Annotated in this window: 4 protein-coding genes; all 4 read left to right on the forward strand. The window is 69.3% G+C overall.

Features of this window, described 5'->3' with window-relative positions:
• Positions 1 to 40: 40 nt before the first annotated feature.
• The 4 genes from ACFV15_RS23430 to ACFV15_RS23445 all read left to right on the forward strand — a co-directional run bounded on the left by ACFV15_RS23430 (position 41) and on the right by ACFV15_RS23445 (position 19,068).
• Positions 41 to 820, forward strand: coding sequence for a DddA-like double-stranded DNA deaminase toxin (locus tag ACFV15_RS23430; RefSeq protein WP_378352701.1), 780 nt, complete (start codon positions 41 to 43; stop codon positions 818 to 820).
• On the forward strand, positions 817 to 1,233 hold the full coding sequence (locus ACFV15_RS23435) for an Imm1 family immunity protein (RefSeq protein ID WP_378352702.1): 417 nt from the start codon (positions 817 to 819) through the stop codon (positions 1,231 to 1,233). The genes ACFV15_RS23430 and ACFV15_RS23435 overlap by 4 nt, the downstream gene beginning before the upstream one ends.
• Positions 1,230 to 1,661, forward strand: a complete 432-nt coding sequence (locus tag ACFV15_RS23440; RefSeq protein ID WP_378352703.1) for a hypothetical protein — start codon at positions 1,230 to 1,232, stop codon at positions 1,659 to 1,661. The genes ACFV15_RS23435 and ACFV15_RS23440 overlap by 4 nt, the downstream gene beginning before the upstream one ends.
• 625 nt (positions 1,662 to 2,286) lie before the next feature.
• Complete coding sequence (locus ACFV15_RS23445; RefSeq protein WP_378352704.1) at positions 2,287 to 19,068, forward strand: SDR family NAD(P)-dependent oxidoreductase; 16,782 nt, start codon at positions 2,287 to 2,289, stop codon at positions 19,066 to 19,068.
• The last annotated feature ends 5 nt before the right edge of the window (positions 19,069 to 19,073 follow it).

Consider the following 19,073-nt stretch of genomic DNA (forward strand, 5'->3'; position numbering starts at 1 on the left):
CCGTGTCATGATCGGCCCGCACCGGTAGGGAGGGGGCGCGTTGGATGACGTCGAAGCAATCGCCAGGGCTGTGCGGAAAGCGATCAACGCCGCCGAGCGTGGACGGTCGCACCTGGAAAAAGTCGGTGGTCTGCTGTCCGAGCTGCACGGGCACTACAGCAAGGCGTTCGCAGGGTCGACCAATCAGGAAGTGACCCCGCTTGCGGGGGACGTTGAGCGTGTACGCGTCGAGGAACTCGCGCCCCTGATCACCCGTCTTGTCCAGGCTCAACGCGACCTTGAGGCATACGCTTCGCGGCTCATTGGGCCACCTCCGGCAGAACCGCAGGTCAACCCGGGTAAGTCTGAGCCTGAGCCCCGCGGCCGGCATGGGGTGCACACCACAACCAAGAAACCGGCCCCGGTCTCTCAAGAGCGGCTCGACGGACAGCGCGCCGAGTTGCCGCCCCCGGTCATCAAGAACAGCGGAGCCAAGACGCACGGCCGATGGGCTGCCGACGATGACAGCGCCGAGTTCGCGCCCATCAAGAGCGGCATGAAGGACGACATGTACAAGCAGACGGCCGCTCACCTGGAGTCCATCGGCATGGGGCAATACGCCATCGCCTCGCACGTCGAGCCCAAGCTAGCCGTACACATGGCGCAGACCGGTTTGACGAACGTCGTCGTGACGATCAACAACACGCCGTGCCCCGGCCCCCTGGGCTGCGACACCCTCCTACCTGCCGTGTTGCCCCCAGGCGCGACACTGACCGTGCACGGCACCGCCGAAGACGGCACGCCGACCACCCACACGTATCGAGGAAGGCCGAAGCAATGATCGAGGCGTGGTACGAGGGCCACACCGACAAGCCCGTGATCGTCACGACCGGGGAAGACCTGGAGCGGGTCCTTGACGACGTCGTGGCTGCTGGAGCCTTGCAGATGGCGCAGCTCATCACGGACGGCGACACCAACAAACCACACCTGTTCGTCGGGCTCAACGGCGACCGGGGAACGCTTCGCTACGCAGCTCCGGACGTACCCACGTCCTACAGCAAGAACACCGGTACGCCGTTCCCTCTCCCGGAGTGGGAAGACATCACGTACTACTTCGGCCGCGCGGACTTCGAGTACCCCGACGACGCGGAGATCCCTGTCACGGTCGTGAGGGAAGCGGCTCACGAGTTTCTGACCACCGCCGGGCAGCGGCCAACAGGCGTCGAGTGGACCAGCGCGCAGGACTGGCCATGATCGACCCCCGACCGCTCGACTTCGACGACCAATGGAACGTCCGCGAACGTGACCCGCAATGGACCGTCGAGATGCCCGCCGACGCGGCCGGATGGAGCGCAGTTCTCGGCAAGAACGCCGTCCGGCTGACCCGCGAAGCCGACGACGTCACCGCACGATCCACACGAGCCGTCAGCCTGCCCGATGCCGTCTTGCCCTCGTTGATCGCAGCGCTCAGAACCGTACAGAACACGGAGGCTTGCAAGGCCGACGACGGCAAGCCGACAGGTTCCTGGACTCACATTTTCGACGCAGACCGGACGGAGCTTTACGGGGCGCTGTACGTGCTGGACCGCCGTTCAGCGTCTAAGTGCCGATTCCAGATCCGCTATGGCGACCTTCCCGCAGGCGTGCGCGCGGTCGCCCTCGCGGTGAACTATCTCGCCTAAAGCAGAAGGCCCCCACCTGTGAGGATGGGGGCCTTGAGGCCTGCGTACCGGTACGCACCGGGTACACACGAGCACCGATAGGGCTAGGTAGCGATCGGTACTGACCAGCACGATTTCAGCAGGTCATAGCGCCTACCGCTGCGTTTGCGCAGGTCAGTGACCGGCACCTTGTGAAGGGAGCCTTCACACAATCCAGCTTGGTGAAGGCTCCCTTCACACAGGAGAGCCGCGCGAGCCCCAAAGCCCGGGCCCCGCCTCCATGATCATGAAGCGCTAGACGTTTGTACGTACAGGAAGCAAGATCCGGCGCCTGCCGTCAGCCCCGCTGGTCCGCCCTGGTTTTTGGGTGGTCGCTTAGGGGGCGGTAGGGGTGTGGCTGGGTTCTTTTTCGGCCGTACGGTGCCGTTAGGGCGTGTTTCTCGGATCGGGCACGCGATAGCCGCGCCCAGGTGGCCCCTGGCGGCACCGCGGTATCACCCGAGTACAACCCGGTACGAGGGCGATGCCGCGGCACCACCAGGAACCACCTGGATCACGACTCTCACGCACCCCATCCGAGAAACACGCCCTACTGGCGAAGGCCGATTCCTGTCCGCAAGAACGGTTTCTAGCGTGGAGTGCGTAGATGAGCGAGCCCGGCAACGTGGTTTCTGACGCCGTACAACAGCCGGACAAGAAGGCGCTGGTGCGCCGTTTGGAGGCGCTGCCGACGTCGGAGCAGCTCCGGTTGCTGATCGATCTGGTGGTCAAGCAGGCCACGGACGCCCTGAGGAAGATCAGGCCGGACAGCAAGACCATCGTCGACGCCGAACGCGCGTTCCGCGACATCGGGCTCGACTCGCTCGCTCTCGTCGACCTGCACCAGCGGCTGAACACCGCGACCGGGCTGGCGTTGCCGCCGACCGTCGTCTTCGACTACACGACCGCGGCCTCGCTCGCCGCCTACGTGCGGACCGAGGTGCTCGGGCTCGCGCCAGAGGACGCCGTCGCCACGCAGCAGATCGCCTCGTACGCGGACGACGAGCCGATCGCCATCGTCGGTATCTCCTGCAAGTTCCCCGGTGGAGTGCTCAACGCCGACGACCTGTGGCGGCTGGTCGACGAGGGGCGCGAAGTCCTCGGCGAGTTCCCGGACAACCGCGGCTGGGCGCTCGACACGATGTTCGACGAGAACCCGGAGGAACCGGGCAAGAGCTATGTCACCAAGGGGGGCTTCCTGCCCGACGCCCCCGACTTCGACGCGGACTTCTTCGGCATCAGCCCGAAGGAAGCCGTCGCCATGGACCCCCAGCAGCGCGTGACGCTCGAAGCGGCTTGGGAAGCACTCGAACACGCCGGCATCGACCCGACGACTCTCAAGGGCACTCAGGCGTCTGTCTACGTCGGCGCCGAGGTGCACGAGTACGGGGTAAGGGTTCACGAAGCCCCTGAGGGCCTTGACGCCTACCTGATGACCGGTACCGCCCCCAGTGTCACCTCCGGCCGTGTCGCGTACGTCTTCGGTTTCGAAGGCCCCGCGGTCACCGTCGACACCGCGTGCTCCGGCGCGATCGTCTCCCTCCACCTCGCGAGCCAGGCGCTCCGGCGCGGCGAGACGCAGCTGGCGCTTGTCGGTGGTGTCTGCGTCATGGGCAGCCCCGGCATCTTCACCAGCTTCAGCCGCCAGCGCGGCCTAGCGCCCGACGGACACGTCAAGGCCTTCGCGGCCGCGGCCGATGGCACCGGGTTCTCCGAGGGCATCGGCCTTCTCGTCGTCGAGCGGCTGTCCGACGCCGTCGCGAACGGGCACAACGTGCTCGCCATCGTGCGGTCGACCGCGGTCAACCAGGACGGCGCGTCCAACGGCCTCACCGCGCCCAGCGGCACCTCGCAGCAGCGGCTGATCCGCCAGGCGCTCGCGGTCGCCGGGTACACCTCCGACGACGTCGACGTGGTCGACGCGCACGGCACCGGCACCAAGCTCGGTGACCCGATCGAGGCGCAGGCCATCCTCGCCACCTACGGCAAGGGCCGCTCGGAGGGCCACCCGCTCTGGCTCGGCTCGAGCAAGCCCAACCTCGGCCACACCCAGGCCGCCGGTGGCGTTGCCAGCATGATCAAGATGATCATGGCGATGAAGCACGGCCGGATGCCGAAGTCGCTCAACATCGACGCGCCGACGCCGAACGTCGACTGGTCGGTCGGTGACGTCAAGCTGCTCACTGAGCCGGTCGCCTGGGAGCCGAACGGCCGCCCGCGCCGCGCCGGTATTTCCTCGTTCGGCATCAGCGGCACCAACGCGCACGCCATCCTCGAAGAGCCGCCCGCGGTCGAAGAGGTCGAGCACTCCGAAGCGCCTGCCGCGCTCACCCCGCTCGTCGTCTCCGGCAAGACCGAGCAGGCGCTGCGCGCGCAAGCCGAACGTCTCGTGTCCTTTGTGGACGCGAACCCGGACGCGAACATCGCCGACTACGCCTACTCGCTCACGCACACCCGCGCGACGCTGACCAACCGCGCGGTCATCCTCGCGGAGTCCACAGAGGACTTCGTCAAGGGCCTGCGCGCGGTCGCGGAAGACAAGAAGAAGACCCCGGGTGTCCATGTCGGCGCCGCCATCGGCGGACGCACCGCGTTCCTGTTCACCGGCCAGGGCTCCCAGCGCCTCGCCATGGGCAAGGAACTCATCGACAAGTACCCCGTGTTCGCCAAGGCCTTCGAGAACGCCGTCGGCTACCTCGACCTCCAGCTCGAAGTTTCCCTGTGGGACGTCGTCTTCGCCGAAGAGGACCTGCCAGAGGGCGAGCTGATCAACCAGACCATGTACGCGCAGTCGGCGTTGTTCGCGATCGAGGTCGCGCTCTACCGCCTGCTCGAATCCTGGGGCGTCAAGCCGGATTACCTCGCCGGGCACTCGATCGGTGAGCTGGCCGCCGCGCACGTCGCGGGCGTGCTCAGCCTCGACGACGCCGCGACGCTGGTCGCCGCGCGCGGCCGTCTCATGCAGGAACTGCCGACCGGTGGGGCCATGGTCGCGCTGCAGGCGTCGGAAGAAGAAGTACTGCCCTGGCTGAACGGTCACGAGGACAAGGTCAGCATCGCCGCGATCAACGGCCCGAACTCGGTCGTCATCTCCGGTGACCACAACACGGTCATGGAGATCACCGGCCGCTTCCAGGCGGACGGCCGCAAGACCAAGCAGCTGCGGGTGAGCCACGCTTTCCACTCGCCGCTGATGGAGCCGATGCTCGCCGAGTTCTACAAGGTCGCCCGTATCCTCAAGTACAACGCGCCGAAGATCCCGGTCGTGTCCAATGTGACCGGACGCCTCGCCACCGCCGAAGAGCTCTGCTCGCCGGACTACTGGGTCCAGCACGTGCGCGGCGCGGTCCGCTTCCGCGACGGCATCGCCTGGCTCGAGGAGCAGGGCGCCACCACGTTCGTCGAACTCGGCCCCGACGCCGTGCTCGCCGCGATGGGCCAGGAGTGCGTCAGCGACTCCGCCATCAAGTTCGTCGCCACCCTGCGCCGCAACCGCGAGGAGAACCCCGAACTCCTCGGCGCGCTCGCCCAGATCCACGCGAACGGCGTCAAGGTCGACTGGTCCGCGTTCCTCAAGAACTCGGGCGGCCGCAAGATCACGCTGCCCACCTATGCCTTCCAGCGCAAGCGTTTCTGGCTGGAGAAGCCGGAATCCGGCGGCGACGCGTCCAGCCTGGGACTACTGGCCGCGCAGCACCCGCTGCTCGGCGCGGTCGTCGGCCTCGCTGGCAACGACGGCGTCGTGCTCACCGGCCGCGTCTCGCTGCGCGCCCAGCCGTGGCTCGGCGATCACGTCATCTCCGGTGTCCCGCTGCTCCCGGGCACCGCGTATGTCGAACTCGCCGTCCGCGCCGGTGACCACGTCGGCTGCGATCTGCTTGAGGAACTCACCCTCGAAGCTCCGATGGTCCTGCCGGACAACGGTGGCCTCGCGCTGCAGGTCGTCGTCGGCGACGCCGACTCGACCAACCGCCGCAGCGTCGACTTCTACTCGCGTGGCGAGGACGCCCCGCTCGACGCGCCTTGGGTGCGTCACGCCAGCGGTGTGCTCACCAGCGGTGCCCCCGCACCGGCCTTCGGCCTCGCCGAATGGCCGCCCGCCGGTGGCGAGAAGATCGACATCTCGACTCTCTACGCCGACATCACCAACCAGGGTTACGGCTACGGCGCGACCTTCCAGGGCCTCAAGGCCGCGTGGAAGGCCGACGGCGTGGTCTACGCCGAGGTCGCGCTGCCGGACTCGGTCAAGAACGACGCCGCCAACTTCGGCCTGCACCCGGCGCTGCTCGACGCGGTGCTGCACGCGACCGATTTCGCCTCCCCCGAACCGGTTTCCGACGAAACCCGGCTCCCGTTCGCGTGGAACGGCGTCGCGCTGCACTCGGTCGGCGCCGCCTCACTGCGCGTCAAGATCGAGCACACCGGCAAGGACGCGGTGTCGCTGCACATCGCCGACGCCACGGGCGCGCCCGTCGCGACCATCGAGCGTTTCCTCCTGCGCGAGGTTTCGGCCGAGCAGCTCGCGGCCGCGCAGGCCGGGAACAAGGACTCGCTCTACCAGGTCCAGTGGACCCCGCTCGCACTCGGCGAAGCCACCGAAGAACCCACAGCCTTCGAAGCACTGGGTGACGAGGTCCCCGAGTACGTCCTCGTCAACGTCGAGCCTGTCCAGGGTGACATCCCCGAAGCGGTTCGCACGGTCACCAACAAGGTCGTCGGGATCCTCCAGACTTGGCTTTCCGATGAGCGTTTCGCGGGTTCCAAGCTCGTCGTCGCCACCAATGGAGCTGTGTCGACGGACGGCACGCCCGCCGAGCTGACCCAGGCCCCCGTCTGGGGCCTCGTCCGCGCCGCGCAGGCCGAGAACCCCGACCGCTTCGTGCTGGTCGACGGCCCTGGCCCGTACAGCGCCGCGCTCGCCACCGGCGAGCCGGAATTGGCGCTGCGCAACGGAGAACTCCTCGTTCCGCGCCTGACCGCCATCCCCACCCCGGACGCAGGCAGGCCATGGGCGGGTGCCGGAACCGTGCTGGTCACGGGCGGCACCGGCGGGCTCGGCGCGCTGCTCGCCCGTCACCTCGTCACCGAGCACGGGGTGCGTCACCTCCTGCTCACCAGTCGCCGCGGCGCCGATGCACCCGGTGCCACGGAGTTGAAGGCCGAGCTCGGCGAGCTGGGCGCCGAGGTCACGATCGCCGCGTGCGACGTGGCCGACCGCGCCGCGCTCACCGGGCTGCTGGCCTCGGTCCCGGCCGACCACCCGCTCACCGGCGTGGTCCACACCGCGGGCACGCTGGCCGACTGCCTGGTCGGCTCGCTCACCGAAGACCGCGTCGACCACGTGCTGCGGCCGAAGGTCGACGCCGCCTGGCACCTGCACGAACTCACCAAGGACCGCGCGCTCGAGGTCTTCGCGGTCTACTCCTCGACTGCCGGCATCCTCGACGGAGCCGGACAGGGCAACTACGCGGCGGCGAACGTCTTCCTCGACGCGCTCGCCCAGCACCGGCGGGCCGCTGGCCTGCCCGCCACCGCGCTCGCGTGGGGCCTGTGGGCCGGTGACGCCGGCATGGGCGCGGACCTCGACGAGGCCGCGCTCGGGCGGATCCGCCGCCTGGGTCTCGACCCGCTGTACCCGGCCGACAGTTTGAGTCTCTTCGACCGCGCGCTGACCGGCGAAGAAGCCAACGTGGTGCCGGTTCGGGTCGACGCGAAGGCGTTGGCCGCCCGTAAGGACTTGCCCGCACTGCTCCGCGGGCTCGTCAGGACACCGGTCCGCCGCACCGCAGCCTCCGCGGGCAGTGGGCCGGTGTCTGTCGAGGTTTCCTTGGCAGCCCAGCTTTCCGGGCTGTCCGATGCGGACAGGGAAGGCGCGATCCTCGAACTGGTCACCGCGCAGGTGGCAGGGACGCTCGGCCACGACAGCGCCGACGCGATCGACGCCAACCGCGCGTTCACCGACATCGGTTTCGACTCGCTCGCCGCGGTCGAACTGCGCAACCGCCTCAACTCGGCGACCGGCCTGCGGCTCACGGCCACGCTCATCTTCGACTACCCGACCCCGCGCGCCTTGGCCAAGCACATCGGCTCCAAGGTGTCCGCGGTGTCTTCCTCGGAATCGGCGCCCAAGCCCAAGAAGCCGAAGGTCGCCGTCGTCACCGACGAGCCCATCGCGATCGTCGGCATGGCGTGCCGTTACCCCGGTGACATCACCTCACCCGAGCAGCTGTGGGACCTGGTCGCGGCGGGCGCCGATGGCGTCAACCTGTTCCCGAACGACCGTGGCTGGGACGTCGAGTCCCTCTACGACCCCGAGCCGGGCAAGGGTGGCAAGTCCAGCACCCGCGAGGGTGGTTTCCTTTACGACGCGGCGGAATTCGACCCCGAGTTCTGGGGCATCAGCCCGCGCGAGGCCCAGGCGATGGATCCGCAGCAGCGCCTGCTGCTGGAGACCTCCTGGGAGGCGTTCGAGCGGGCCGGTATCGACCCGCAGTCGATGCGTGGCAGCAACACCGGTGTCTTCGCCGGTGTCATGTACCACGACTGGGGAACCCGCCTCGGCGAGGTGTCCGAAGAGATCGCGGGCTACCTCGGCAACGGCTCGCTCGCGAGCGTGGTCTCCGGCCGGGTGTCCTATGTACTCGGTCTGGAAGGCCCGGCGGTCACCGTCGACACGGCTTGCTCAAGCTCCTTGGTCGCGCTGCACTGGGCGATCCAGGCGCTGCGGCAAGGGGAATGCGGGCTGGCGCTCGCCGGTGGTGTCACCGTCATGTCCACTCCGGACACCTTCATCGACATGAACCGCCAGGGTGGCCTCGCCACCGACGGCCGGTGCAAGTCGTTCGCCGCGGCGGCCGACGGCACAGGCTGGGGTGAGGGCTCCGGCATGCTCGTGCTCGAGCGCCTCTCCGACGCTCGCAAGAACGGCCGCAAGATCCTCGCCGTGGTGCGCGGTTCCGCGGTCAACCAGGACGGTGCGTCCAACGGCCTCACCGCCCCGAACGGCCCGTCCCAGCAGCGCGTGATCGAGAAGGCACTGGCCAGCGCCGGACTTTCGGCCGCCGACATCGACACGGTCGAGGCTCACGGCACCGGCACCACTCTGGGTGACCCGATCGAGGCGCAGGCCCTGATCAACACCTACGGCCAGGAGCGTCCCGCCAGCGGAACCCCACTGCTGCTGGGCTCGATCAAGTCGAACCTCGGCCACACCCAGGCCGCCGCCGGTGTCGCGGGCATCATCAAGATGGTCAAGGCCATGGAACACGGCGTGCTGCCGAAGACGCTGCACGTCGACGCCCCTTCGCCCAATGTGGACTGGGAAGCGGGCGCGGTCGAGCTGCTCACCGAGGCGATCGACTGGCCGGACAACGGGCACGCGCGCCGCGCGGGTGTCTCGTCGTTCGGTATCAGCGGGACCAACGCGCACGTGATCATCGAACAGGCCCCGGACGCTCCGGCTCCGGCGAACCCCGAGCCGGACTCCGGCTTGGTGCCGTGGGTGATCTCGGGTAAGACGGCGCAAGCCTTGCAGGGTCAGGCCGCCCGCCTCCAGTCCTTTGTGGAGGATGCGGACGATCTTGTCGCCATCGGCCGCTCGCTGGCCACCACGCGTGCGTCGCTCGACCACCGCGCGGTCGTCATCGGCGCTGACCGCGAAGAACTGTTGCGCGGCCTCGAAGTCATCGCCGATGGCACGGGCGGCATCGTCGACTCGGTCCGTGACGGCAAGCTCGCGTTCCTCTTCACCGGCCAGGGCGCCCAGCGTCTCGGCATGGGCCAGGCGCTCGCCGAGCGGTTCCCGGCGTTCGCCCAGGCCTTCGACACCGTGGTCGCGGAGATCGACAAACACCTCGACCAGCCGCTCAAGAACGTGGTCTGGGGCTCCGACGCCGACCTGCTCAGCCAGACCGCTTACACGCAAACGTCTTTGTTCGCCATCGAGGTCGCGCTCTACCGCCTCGTCGAGTCGTGGGGCGTCAAGCCCGACTTCGTCGCAGGGCACTCGATCGGTGAGCTGGCCGCCGCGCACGTCGCGGGCGTTCTGTCCCTTGAGGACGCGGCCAAGCTGGTCGCGGCACGCGGGCGCCTCATGGGCGCGCTGCCCACCGGCGGTGCCATGGTCGCCCTGCAGGCCACCGAGGAAGAGGTCACGCCGTTCCTCACCGACGCGATCGGCATCGCGGCCATCAACGGCCCGCGCTCGGTGGTCGTCTCCGGTGACGAGGGCGTCGCGCTCGAACTCAAGGCGCGCTTCGAGTCGCAAGGCCGCAAGACCACGCGTCTCAAGGTCAGCCACGCGTTCCACTCGGCGCAGATGGACCCGATGCTGGACGAGTTCCGCGAGGTCGCTTCAAGCCTCACCTACAACGCACCCAAGATCCCGGTCGTCTCCAACGTCACCGGCGAGCTCGGCGACGTCACCAACGCCGAATACTGGGTCACCCACGTCCGCGACGCGGTCCGCTTCGCCGACGGCATCAAGTACCTGGCAGGCCGCAACGTCACCACCTTCGTCGAGCTCGGCCCCGACGCGGTCCTCGCCGCGATGGGCCAGGAAAGCGCGGATAAAGCAGGCTTTATCCCGGTGCTGCGCCGTGACCGTGACGAGGAGCGCGAGCTGCTCGGCGCGCTCGGCAAGGCCTACGCCCGCGGCATCGAGGTCGACTGGACCAAGTTCTTCGGCGCCTCGCCGACCTTTGTCGAGCTGCCGACCTACGCCTTCCAGCGCAGGCGCTACTGGCTCGACGCCGCCGCTGGTTCGGGCGACGTCACCTCGGCCGGTCTCGAAACCGTCGACCACCCGCTGCTGTCGGCGGCGGTCGTCTCGCCCGAGGACGGGGGAGTCGTGCTCACCGGGCGCGTCTCCATCGGCACCCAGGCCTGGATCGCCGACCACGACGTCCTCGGCAATCTCCTGCTCCCGGGCACCGGGTTCGTCGAACTCGCCATCCGCGCGGCCGACCAGGTCGGCTGCGGCAAGGTCGACGAGATCGCACTCGAAGCCCCGCTGATCCTCCCGCCGGGCACCGCTTTGGCACTGCAGGTGGTCGTCGGTGCGGCCGACGCGGCCGGTACCCGCCCGATCGCCTTCTACACCCGCGCCGAGAACAGCGAGGGTTCTTGGACCAGGCACGCCACGGGTTCGGTCTCCCCGAACGCGGACGAGCCTGGCTTCGACCTCACCGAATGGCCGCCTCGCGGTGCCACTCCGGTGCCGCTCGAAGACCCGTACGCCCGGCTCATCGGCCGCGGCTACGGCTACGGCCCGGTCTTCCAGAACCTCAAGGCGGCTTGGCGTCGCGGTGAGGACGTCTTCGCCGAGGTCGTCCTGCCCGAGGGCTCTTGGGCCGAGGCGGCTCGCTTCGGCCTCCACCCCGCGCTGCTGGACTCCGCGATGCACGCGGACCTCTTCGACGCGAACGGCGGCTTGACCTCCGAGGAGACGCTGCTTCCCTTCGTGTGGAACGGAATCTCGCTCCACGCGGCGGGCGCGTCCAGCCTGCGTGTCCACTTGCGACGCGTGCGCGGCGACGAGGTGTCGAGCATCTTCGTTGCCGACTCGACCGGCCAGCCGGTCGCGACGGTCGAATCGCTCGTGTCCCGCCCGGTCTCGGCCGAGCAGCTGGACACCGCCAAATCCGGCGACCAGTCGCTCTACCGGATCGTCTGGAACCCGGTCGCCAAGCCCGCTTCCAGCGGCTTCCCAGACCTGGTCTCGCTCAACGAGGTCGTCGACGCCTCAGCGGAAGTCCCCGCGCTGGTGCTGTTCTCGACGGCTTCGGCCGCGGGCGACCTGCCCACCGGCGCCCGCTCGGTGACCCGCAGCGTCCTCGACGTCGTGCAGCGCTGGCTGGCCGAGGACCGCTTCGCCAACTCCAAGCTGGTCATCGTCACGCATGGCGCGGTCGCCGTCGACGGCACCGCGTCCGACCTCAGCCAGGCCCCGGTCTGGGGTCTCGTGCGGGCCGCGCAGGCGGAGAACCCGGACCGCTTCGTGCTGGTCGACGCCGACGACTCGGCCGCGTCCCACCAGGCTCTCGCCGCTGCCGCCACCAGCGGCGAGCCCGAACTCGCACTGCGTGACGGCGAAATGCTGGTTCCGCGCCTCGCCAAGGTTTCCCCGTCCACTGTGGACGAAGAGCCGTGGAGCGGCGAAGGAACCGTGCTCATCACCGGTGGCACCAGCGGCCTCGGCGCGATCGTCGCCAAGCACCTGGTCACCACCCAGGGCGTCCGGAAACTCGTCCTCACCAGCCGCCGTGGTCTCGACGCTCCGGCAGCACAGGGCCTCAAGGACGAGTTGACCGGACTCGGCGCCAGCGTCGACGTCGTCGCCGCGGACGTCACCGACAAGGCCGCTTTGTCGACTGTCCTCAGTGGAATCCCCGACCTGACGGGCGTGGTGCACGCGGCCGGTGTGGCGGACAACGGCCTGATCGGCACGCTCACCCCCGAGCGCGTCGACAGCGTCCTGCTCCCGAAGGTCGACGCCGCCTGGTACCTGCACGAGCTGACCAAGGACCGGCCGCTCACCGCGTTCGTGTTGTTCTCCTCCGCCGGCGGCCTGGTGCTGCCGTCCGGGCAGGCCAACTACGCCGCGGCGAACGTCTTCCTCGACGCGCTCGCCGCGAACCGCCAGGCCGCGGGCCTGCCCGCGTCGGCGCTCGCGTTCGGCATGTGGGCGGTCAACACCGGACTCGGCGACATCCAGGCCTCCGACCTGGACCGCATGAACCGTCTCGGCCTGCCCGCGCTGACCGTCGAAGAGGGCCTCGCGCTCTTCGACGCGGCGCTCTCCGCCGACGAGGCCTGCCTCGTCCCGATCCGGGTCGACGGTGCGGCGTTGAAGGCTCGCACCGACGAAATCCCGGCGCTGCTCAGGGGTCTCGTCCGCGGTGGTACGGCCCGTCGCGCGGCGGCCACCGCCGGGTCCGGCAACACCAACGCACTCGTGCGGCGCCTCGCCGGGCTGTCCGAGGCGGAAGCCGACAAGGTGCTCCTGGACCTGGTCCGCACGCACGTCTCCGCGGTGCTCGGGCACTCCGGCGCCGAGGCCGTCGCACCGGACAAGGCGTTCAAGGAACTCGGCTTCGACTCGCTCGCCGCCGTTGAACTCCGCAACGCCCTCAACGGCGCGACCGGGCTCAAGCTCCCGGCCACGCTTGTCTTCGACTACCCGACGTCCAAGATCGTTGCCGAGTTCGTCAAGGAAAAGCTCGGTGGTGCGCAGGCCGCCACGCCGAAGACCTTCACCACGACAGCGGTTTCCGACGACGAGCCCATCGCGATCGTCGGCATCAGCTGCCGCTTCCCCGGCGGCGTCCAGTCGGCCGAGGACCTCTGGAACCTGGTCGCCGAGGGCCGCGACGCGGTCACCCCGTTCCCGGCCGGTCGTGGCTGGGACGCGCAGGCGATCTACGACCCCGAGCCGGGCACGCCGGGCAAGACTTACGCCATCGAAGGCTGCTTCCTGCACGACGCCACGGAATTCGATCCCGAGTTCTTCGGCATCATGCCGCGTGAGGCACTCGCCATGGACCCGCAGCAGCGCTTGCTCCTGCAGTCCGCGTGGGAGGCGTTCGAGCGCGCGGGCATCGACCCGACGACCATGCGCGGCAGCCAGACCGGCGTCTACGCGGGCGTCATGTACCACGACTACGGCAGCCGTCCCGGCCAGGTGCCGGAGGATCTGCAGGCCTACCTCGGCAACGGCAGCGCGGGCAGCATCGCGTCCGGCCGCGTCGCTTACAGCCTCGGCCTCGAAGGACCCGCGGTCACGGTGGACACCGCGTGCTCCAGTTCCTTGGTGGCCCTGCACATGGCGGTCCAGGCGCTGCGGTCCGGTGAAGTCGGGATGGCGCTCGCCGGTGGTGTGACGGTCATGCCGACCCCGGAGATCTTCGTCGACTTCTCGCAGCAGCGCGGCCTCGCCGCCGACGGCCGCTGCAAGGCGTTCGCCGGTGCCGCCGACGGCACGGGCTGGTCAGAGGGTGTCGGCCTGCTGCTCATCGAGCGGCTGTCCGACGCGCAGGCCAACGGGCACCCGGTGCTCGCGGTGATCCGCTCGTCCGCGATCAACCAGGACGGTGCGTCCAACGGCCTCACCGCGCCCAACGGGCCCTCGCAGCAGCGAGTCATCCAGCGGGCGCTCGCGCAGGCCGGACTGTCCTATGCGGACGTCGACCTCGTCGAGGGCCACGGCACCGGCACGCGACTCGGCGACCCGATCGAGGCGCAGGCTCTGCTGGCCACGTATGGACAAGGCCGTCCCGAGGACCGTCCACTGTGGCTAGGTTCGATCAAGTCGAACATCGGGCACGCGCAGGCCGCCGCCGGTGTCTCCGGCGTCATCAAGATGGTCATGGCCATCCGCAACGGCATGATGCCGAAGACACTGCACGTCGACCAGCCGTCGCCGAACGTCGACTGGACCGCCGGTGCGGTCAAGCTGCTCACGGAAGCCCGTGAGTGGAAGGAGAACGGCCACCCGCGTCGCGGCGCGGTGTCGTCGTTCGGCCTCTCCGGCACGAACGCGCACATCATTCTGGAGCAGGCGCCCGCGTTCAGTGAGCCTGAGCGTCCCGAGGTGGTCGCACCGACGCCGATCGTCCCGCTGGTGGTCTCGGCCAAGACGGCCAAGCAGCTGCCGGAGCAGGCAGCGGCGTTGAAGGCCTTCATCGAGAGCACGGAAGCCGACCTCACCGATGTCGCCTTCTCGCTGGCCACGTCTCGCGCGGCTTTGGAACACCGCGCGGTCGTGCTGGCCGGGGACAGGGAAGCCGCGCTGAGCGGTCTCGACGCCCTCGAAATCCGGGGCACCGCCGACAACGCGGGCCTCACCGCCTTCCTCTTCACCGGCCAGGGCGCGCAGCGTCTCGGCATGGGCAAGGCACTGGCGGAGGCGATCCAGGTCTTCGCGGAAGCCCTGGACGCGGTTATCGCGGAGCTGGACAAGCACCTCAACCGTCCGCTCAAGCAGGTCATGTGGGGCGAGGACGCGGAGCTGCTGAGCCAGACCGCGTACACCCAGACCAGCCTCTTCGCGATCGAGGTGGCGCTGTTCCGGACGCTCGAGTCCTGGGGCATCCGGCCGGACGTCCTGGTCGGCCACTCCATCGGTGAACTCGCCGCCGCGCATGTGGCGGGCGTGTTCTCGCTGGCGGACGCCGCCAAGCTGGTCGCCGCGCGTGGGCGTCTGATGCAGGCGCTGCCCACCGGCGGCGCGATGGTCGCCATCCAGGCGACCGAAGACCAGGTCACCCCGCACCTCACGGACGCGGTCAGCATCGCCGCCATCAACGGCCCCACCTCGGTGGTCGTCTCCGGCGACGAGAAGACCGCGGTGGCGATCGGCGAGCACTTCAAGTCCGAGGGCCGCAAGGCGACCCGGTTGCAGGTGTCGCACGCCTTCCACTCGCCGCTGATGGAGCCGATGCTCGACGAGTTCCGTACGGTCGCGGAGTCGCTGACGTACGGCACGCCGAAGATCAGCATCGTCTCGAACGTCACCGGCGCCGCGGCCAAGGACGAGCACCTGGCGTCCGCGGACTACTGGGTCGGCCACGTCCGCGACGCGGTCCGTTTCGCTGACGGCATCGCCACTCTGGAAGCCCAGGGCGTCACCCGGTTCATCGAACTCGGCCCCGACGCCGTGCTCACCGCGATGGCACAGGGCGCGCTCGACAACAGCGAGCTGCTCTCGGTGCCGACCCTCCGCAAGGGCCGCGATGAGGTCGAGACGCTGCTGACGGCGGTGTCGAAGCTGCACACGGCCGGGATCACCCCGGAGTGGCAGCAGTTCTTCAAGGGCAGCAACGCCCGCCGCATCGAACTGCCGACGTACGTCTTCGAGAAGCGCAACTTCTGGCTGGACATCCAGCCGGAGACCGGCGGCGACATCGGCAGCCTCGGCCTGCAGTCCGCGCAGCACCCGCTGCTGTCGGCGGTGGTGGCTTCGCCGGAGGGCGACAGCGTCACCCTCACCGGCCGCCTGTCGATCGAGACGCACTCCTGGATCGCCGACCACGACGTGCTCGGCACGGTTCTCCTTCCGGGTACCGGCTATGTCGAGCTGGCGCTGCGGGCGGCCGAAGAGGTCGGCTGCGAGGTCGTCGAAGAGCTGATCATCGAAGCGCTGATGCCGTTGCCGCAGGTTGGTGGCGTGGCAATCCAGGTGACCGTCGGCCCGCTCGACGAGACGGACCGGCGCGAGATAGCCATCTACTCGCGGTTCGAGGACGCGCCTTCGCACGTCCAGTGGACCCGACACGTGTCCGGCAACCTGCTGCGGACCGGCAAGCCCGCCGTCGCGAACCTCGGCGAATGGCCGCCCGCCGGGTCCGAGGTCGTCGACATCAGCGACGTCTACGAGTACCTGACCAGCCAGGGCTATCACTACGGCCCGATGTTCCGCGGCCTGCGTGCGATCTGGGCCAAGGGCAAGGAGATCTACGCCGAGGTCGCGCTGCCCGAGGACGCTCGCGACCATGCCGCGCAGTTCCGCGTGCACCCGTCGATGCTGGACGCCGCCCTGTCGGCGACCGACTTCCTCGGTGGCCGCAAGCCGCAGGACATCGGCGCTTCGCAGCTCCCGTTCTCGTGGTCCGGCGTCGGACTCTACGACGGCGGCAAGGCGAAGCTGCGCTGCCGGATCAACTGGGTCAGCTCCGACAGCAATGTCGGCTCCGACGCGGTGAAGATGGAACTGTTCGACACCAGCGGAAACCCGGTGCTGCAGGTCGAGTCGCTGGTCGTCCGCGCGGTCACCCCTGACCGGGTCGCGGCGGCGGCGGCGGCCTCGACCGGCAGCCGCGAGCGCGAGTCGATGTACCGCGTGGGCTGGAGCCAGCTCCCGCTCGGCGGCGCGCTGATGCAGACCAGCTCCGACGGCTGGGCGGTCATCGGTGACGTTCCCGCCGGGCTCGGCGACGGCGCGGTGTCCTATGTGGACTTCGCGGCGCTCGCGGCGGCCGATGCCGTTCCGCCGGTGGTCGTCTACCCGGTTCCGCAAGCGGCCGGGGACGTGCCTGCCGCGGTCCGGTCCAATGTGTTCGGTGTGCTGAAGCTGGTCCAGGACTTCCTGGCCGAGCCCAAGCTGTCCGACTCCCGGCTGCTGGTGCTGACCGAAGGCGCGGTCTCGGTCGACGGGTCCGATGTGGACATCGTCCAGTCCCCGGTCTGGGGCCTGGTGCGGGCCGCGCAGGCGGAGAACCCGGACCGGTTCCTGCTGGTCGACTACGACGCGGCCGAAAGCTCGGCACGCTCCCTGCCCGCGGTGGCGTCGCAGGACGAGCCGGAGTCGGCCGTGCGGATCGTCGTCTCGGCCAAGGGCTCCGAGATGAAGATCCCGCGCCTGGGCAACGTGTCCGCGACCGAGGCCGAGTCCGGCCCGCCGTGGACCGCCGACGGCACCATCCTCATCACGGGTGGCACCAGCGGTCTCGGCGCGCTGCTCGCCAAGCACCTGGTGACCGTGCACGGCGCGCGGAAGCTGCTGCTCACCAGCCGTCGCGGCCTCGACGCACCTGGGGCCGAGGAACTCCAGTCCGAACTGTCCGCGCTCGGAGTGGACGTGACGGTGGCCGCGGCGGACGTGTCCGACCGCGACCAGGTGGCCAAGCTGGTCGCCGAGCACCCGATCGACGCCGTGATCCACGCGGCCGGTGTGCTCGACGACTCGGTGATCACCAAGATGACCCCCGAGCAGGTCGAGAAGGTGTTGCGCCCCAAGGTGGACGCGGCGTGGAACCTGCACGAGCTGACCAAGGACCTCAAGGCGTTCGTGCTGTTCTCCTCGACCGCCGGTCTCACTGACAGCGCGGGCCAGGGCAACTACGCGGCGGCCAACGCGTTCCTCGACGGCCTCGCCCAGCACCGCGTGGCGAACGGCCAGCCCGCCAGTTCGCTGGTCTGGAACCTGTGGTCGTCGGCGGGCGGCATGGTCGACAAGCTCACCCCGGCGGTGCTGGCCCGCTTGGCCCGCAACGGTGTTCCCGCGCTCTCGTCCGCCGAAGGCCTGGTGCTCTTCGACGAGGCGGTCAGCCTCGCCGACGCGGTGCTGGTCCCGATCCGGCTCGACACCGCGGCGCTCGCCGAGGTCGTCGACGAGGTGTCCGCGCTGTTCCGCAACGTCGCCAAGTCGACGGTCAAGCGGGTCTCCACGGCCGCTCCGCAGCAGGCAGCGGCTCCGGCGGCCCCTGCGGGCTCACTCGAACAACGACTGGCCGCGCTGAGCGACGAGGAGCGCGAGCGTGCGGTGGTCGACCTGGTCCGCACGCACGTCGCGGCCGTCCGGCACGACGAACCCGACAACATCGACACCTCGAAGGGCTTCACCGAGCTGGGTCTCGACTCGCTGGCCGCCATCGAGCTGCGCAACCGGCTCCAGACGGCCACCGGTCTCCGGCTCCCGGCGACGCTCATGTTCGACTACCCGAAGCCGGTCAGCCTGGCCAAGTTCCTGCTGGAAGAGCTGACCCCCGGCATCGCGGCGAGCACTCCGGTGCCCGTGGCGGCGGCGCCGGTCGCACTCCCGGCAGGTGGGTCGCTCGAACAGCGGCTCGCGGCTTTGGGCGGGGACGAGCGTGAACGCGCGGTCCTCGACCTGGTCCGCACTCACGTTGCGGCGGTGCGGCATGACGAGCCGGAGAACATCGACACGTCCAAGGGCTTCACGGAACTCGGCCTCGATTCCTTGGCCGCGATCGAGCTCCGCAACAAGCTCCAGGCGGCCACGAAGCTGCGGCTTCCGGCGACGTTGATGTTCGACTACCCGAAGCCCGCCACCTTGGCGAAGTTCCTGCTCGAAGAGCTGAGCCCGGGTATCGCGGCCAGCGCGCCGATCCCGGTCACCGCCGCGGCGGCTCCGGTCGCGGCTCCGGTGGTCATTCCGGCCGGTGGCACGCTCGTCCAGCGCCTCGCGGTGCTGGCGGCGGCCGAACGGGAACGGGCCGTGCTCGATCTGGTCCGCACGCACGTCGCGGCGGTCCGGCACGACGAGCCGGAGAACATCGACACCTCCAAGGGCTTCACCGAGCTGGGTCTCGACTCCTTGGCCGCGATCGAGCTCAGGAACAAGCTCCAGGCGGCGACGAAGCTGCGGCTTCCGGCGACGTTGATGTTCGACTACCCGAAGCCCGCGGTGCTGGCGAAGTTCCTGCTCGAGGAGCTGACCCCGGGTATCTCCGCGGTGCCGGTGCAAGCCGCGCCCGACCCCGAAGAGGCGAGCATCCGCCAGACGCTCGCGGCCATCCCGGTGGCGAAGCTCAAGGAATCCGGACTGCTCGAATCACTGATGAAACTCGCCAACGGTAAGCAAGACCCGGGCGCCGCGATCGCGGACATGGGCATCGACGACCTCGTGAAGGCCGCCCTCGCGGGCGAGTGAGAAGG

This window comes from Amycolatopsis sp. NPDC059657, from assembly GCF_042734395.1.
In the GTDB taxonomy this organism is placed as follows: Bacteria; Actinomycetota; Actinomycetes; order Mycobacteriales; family Pseudonocardiaceae; genus Amycolatopsis.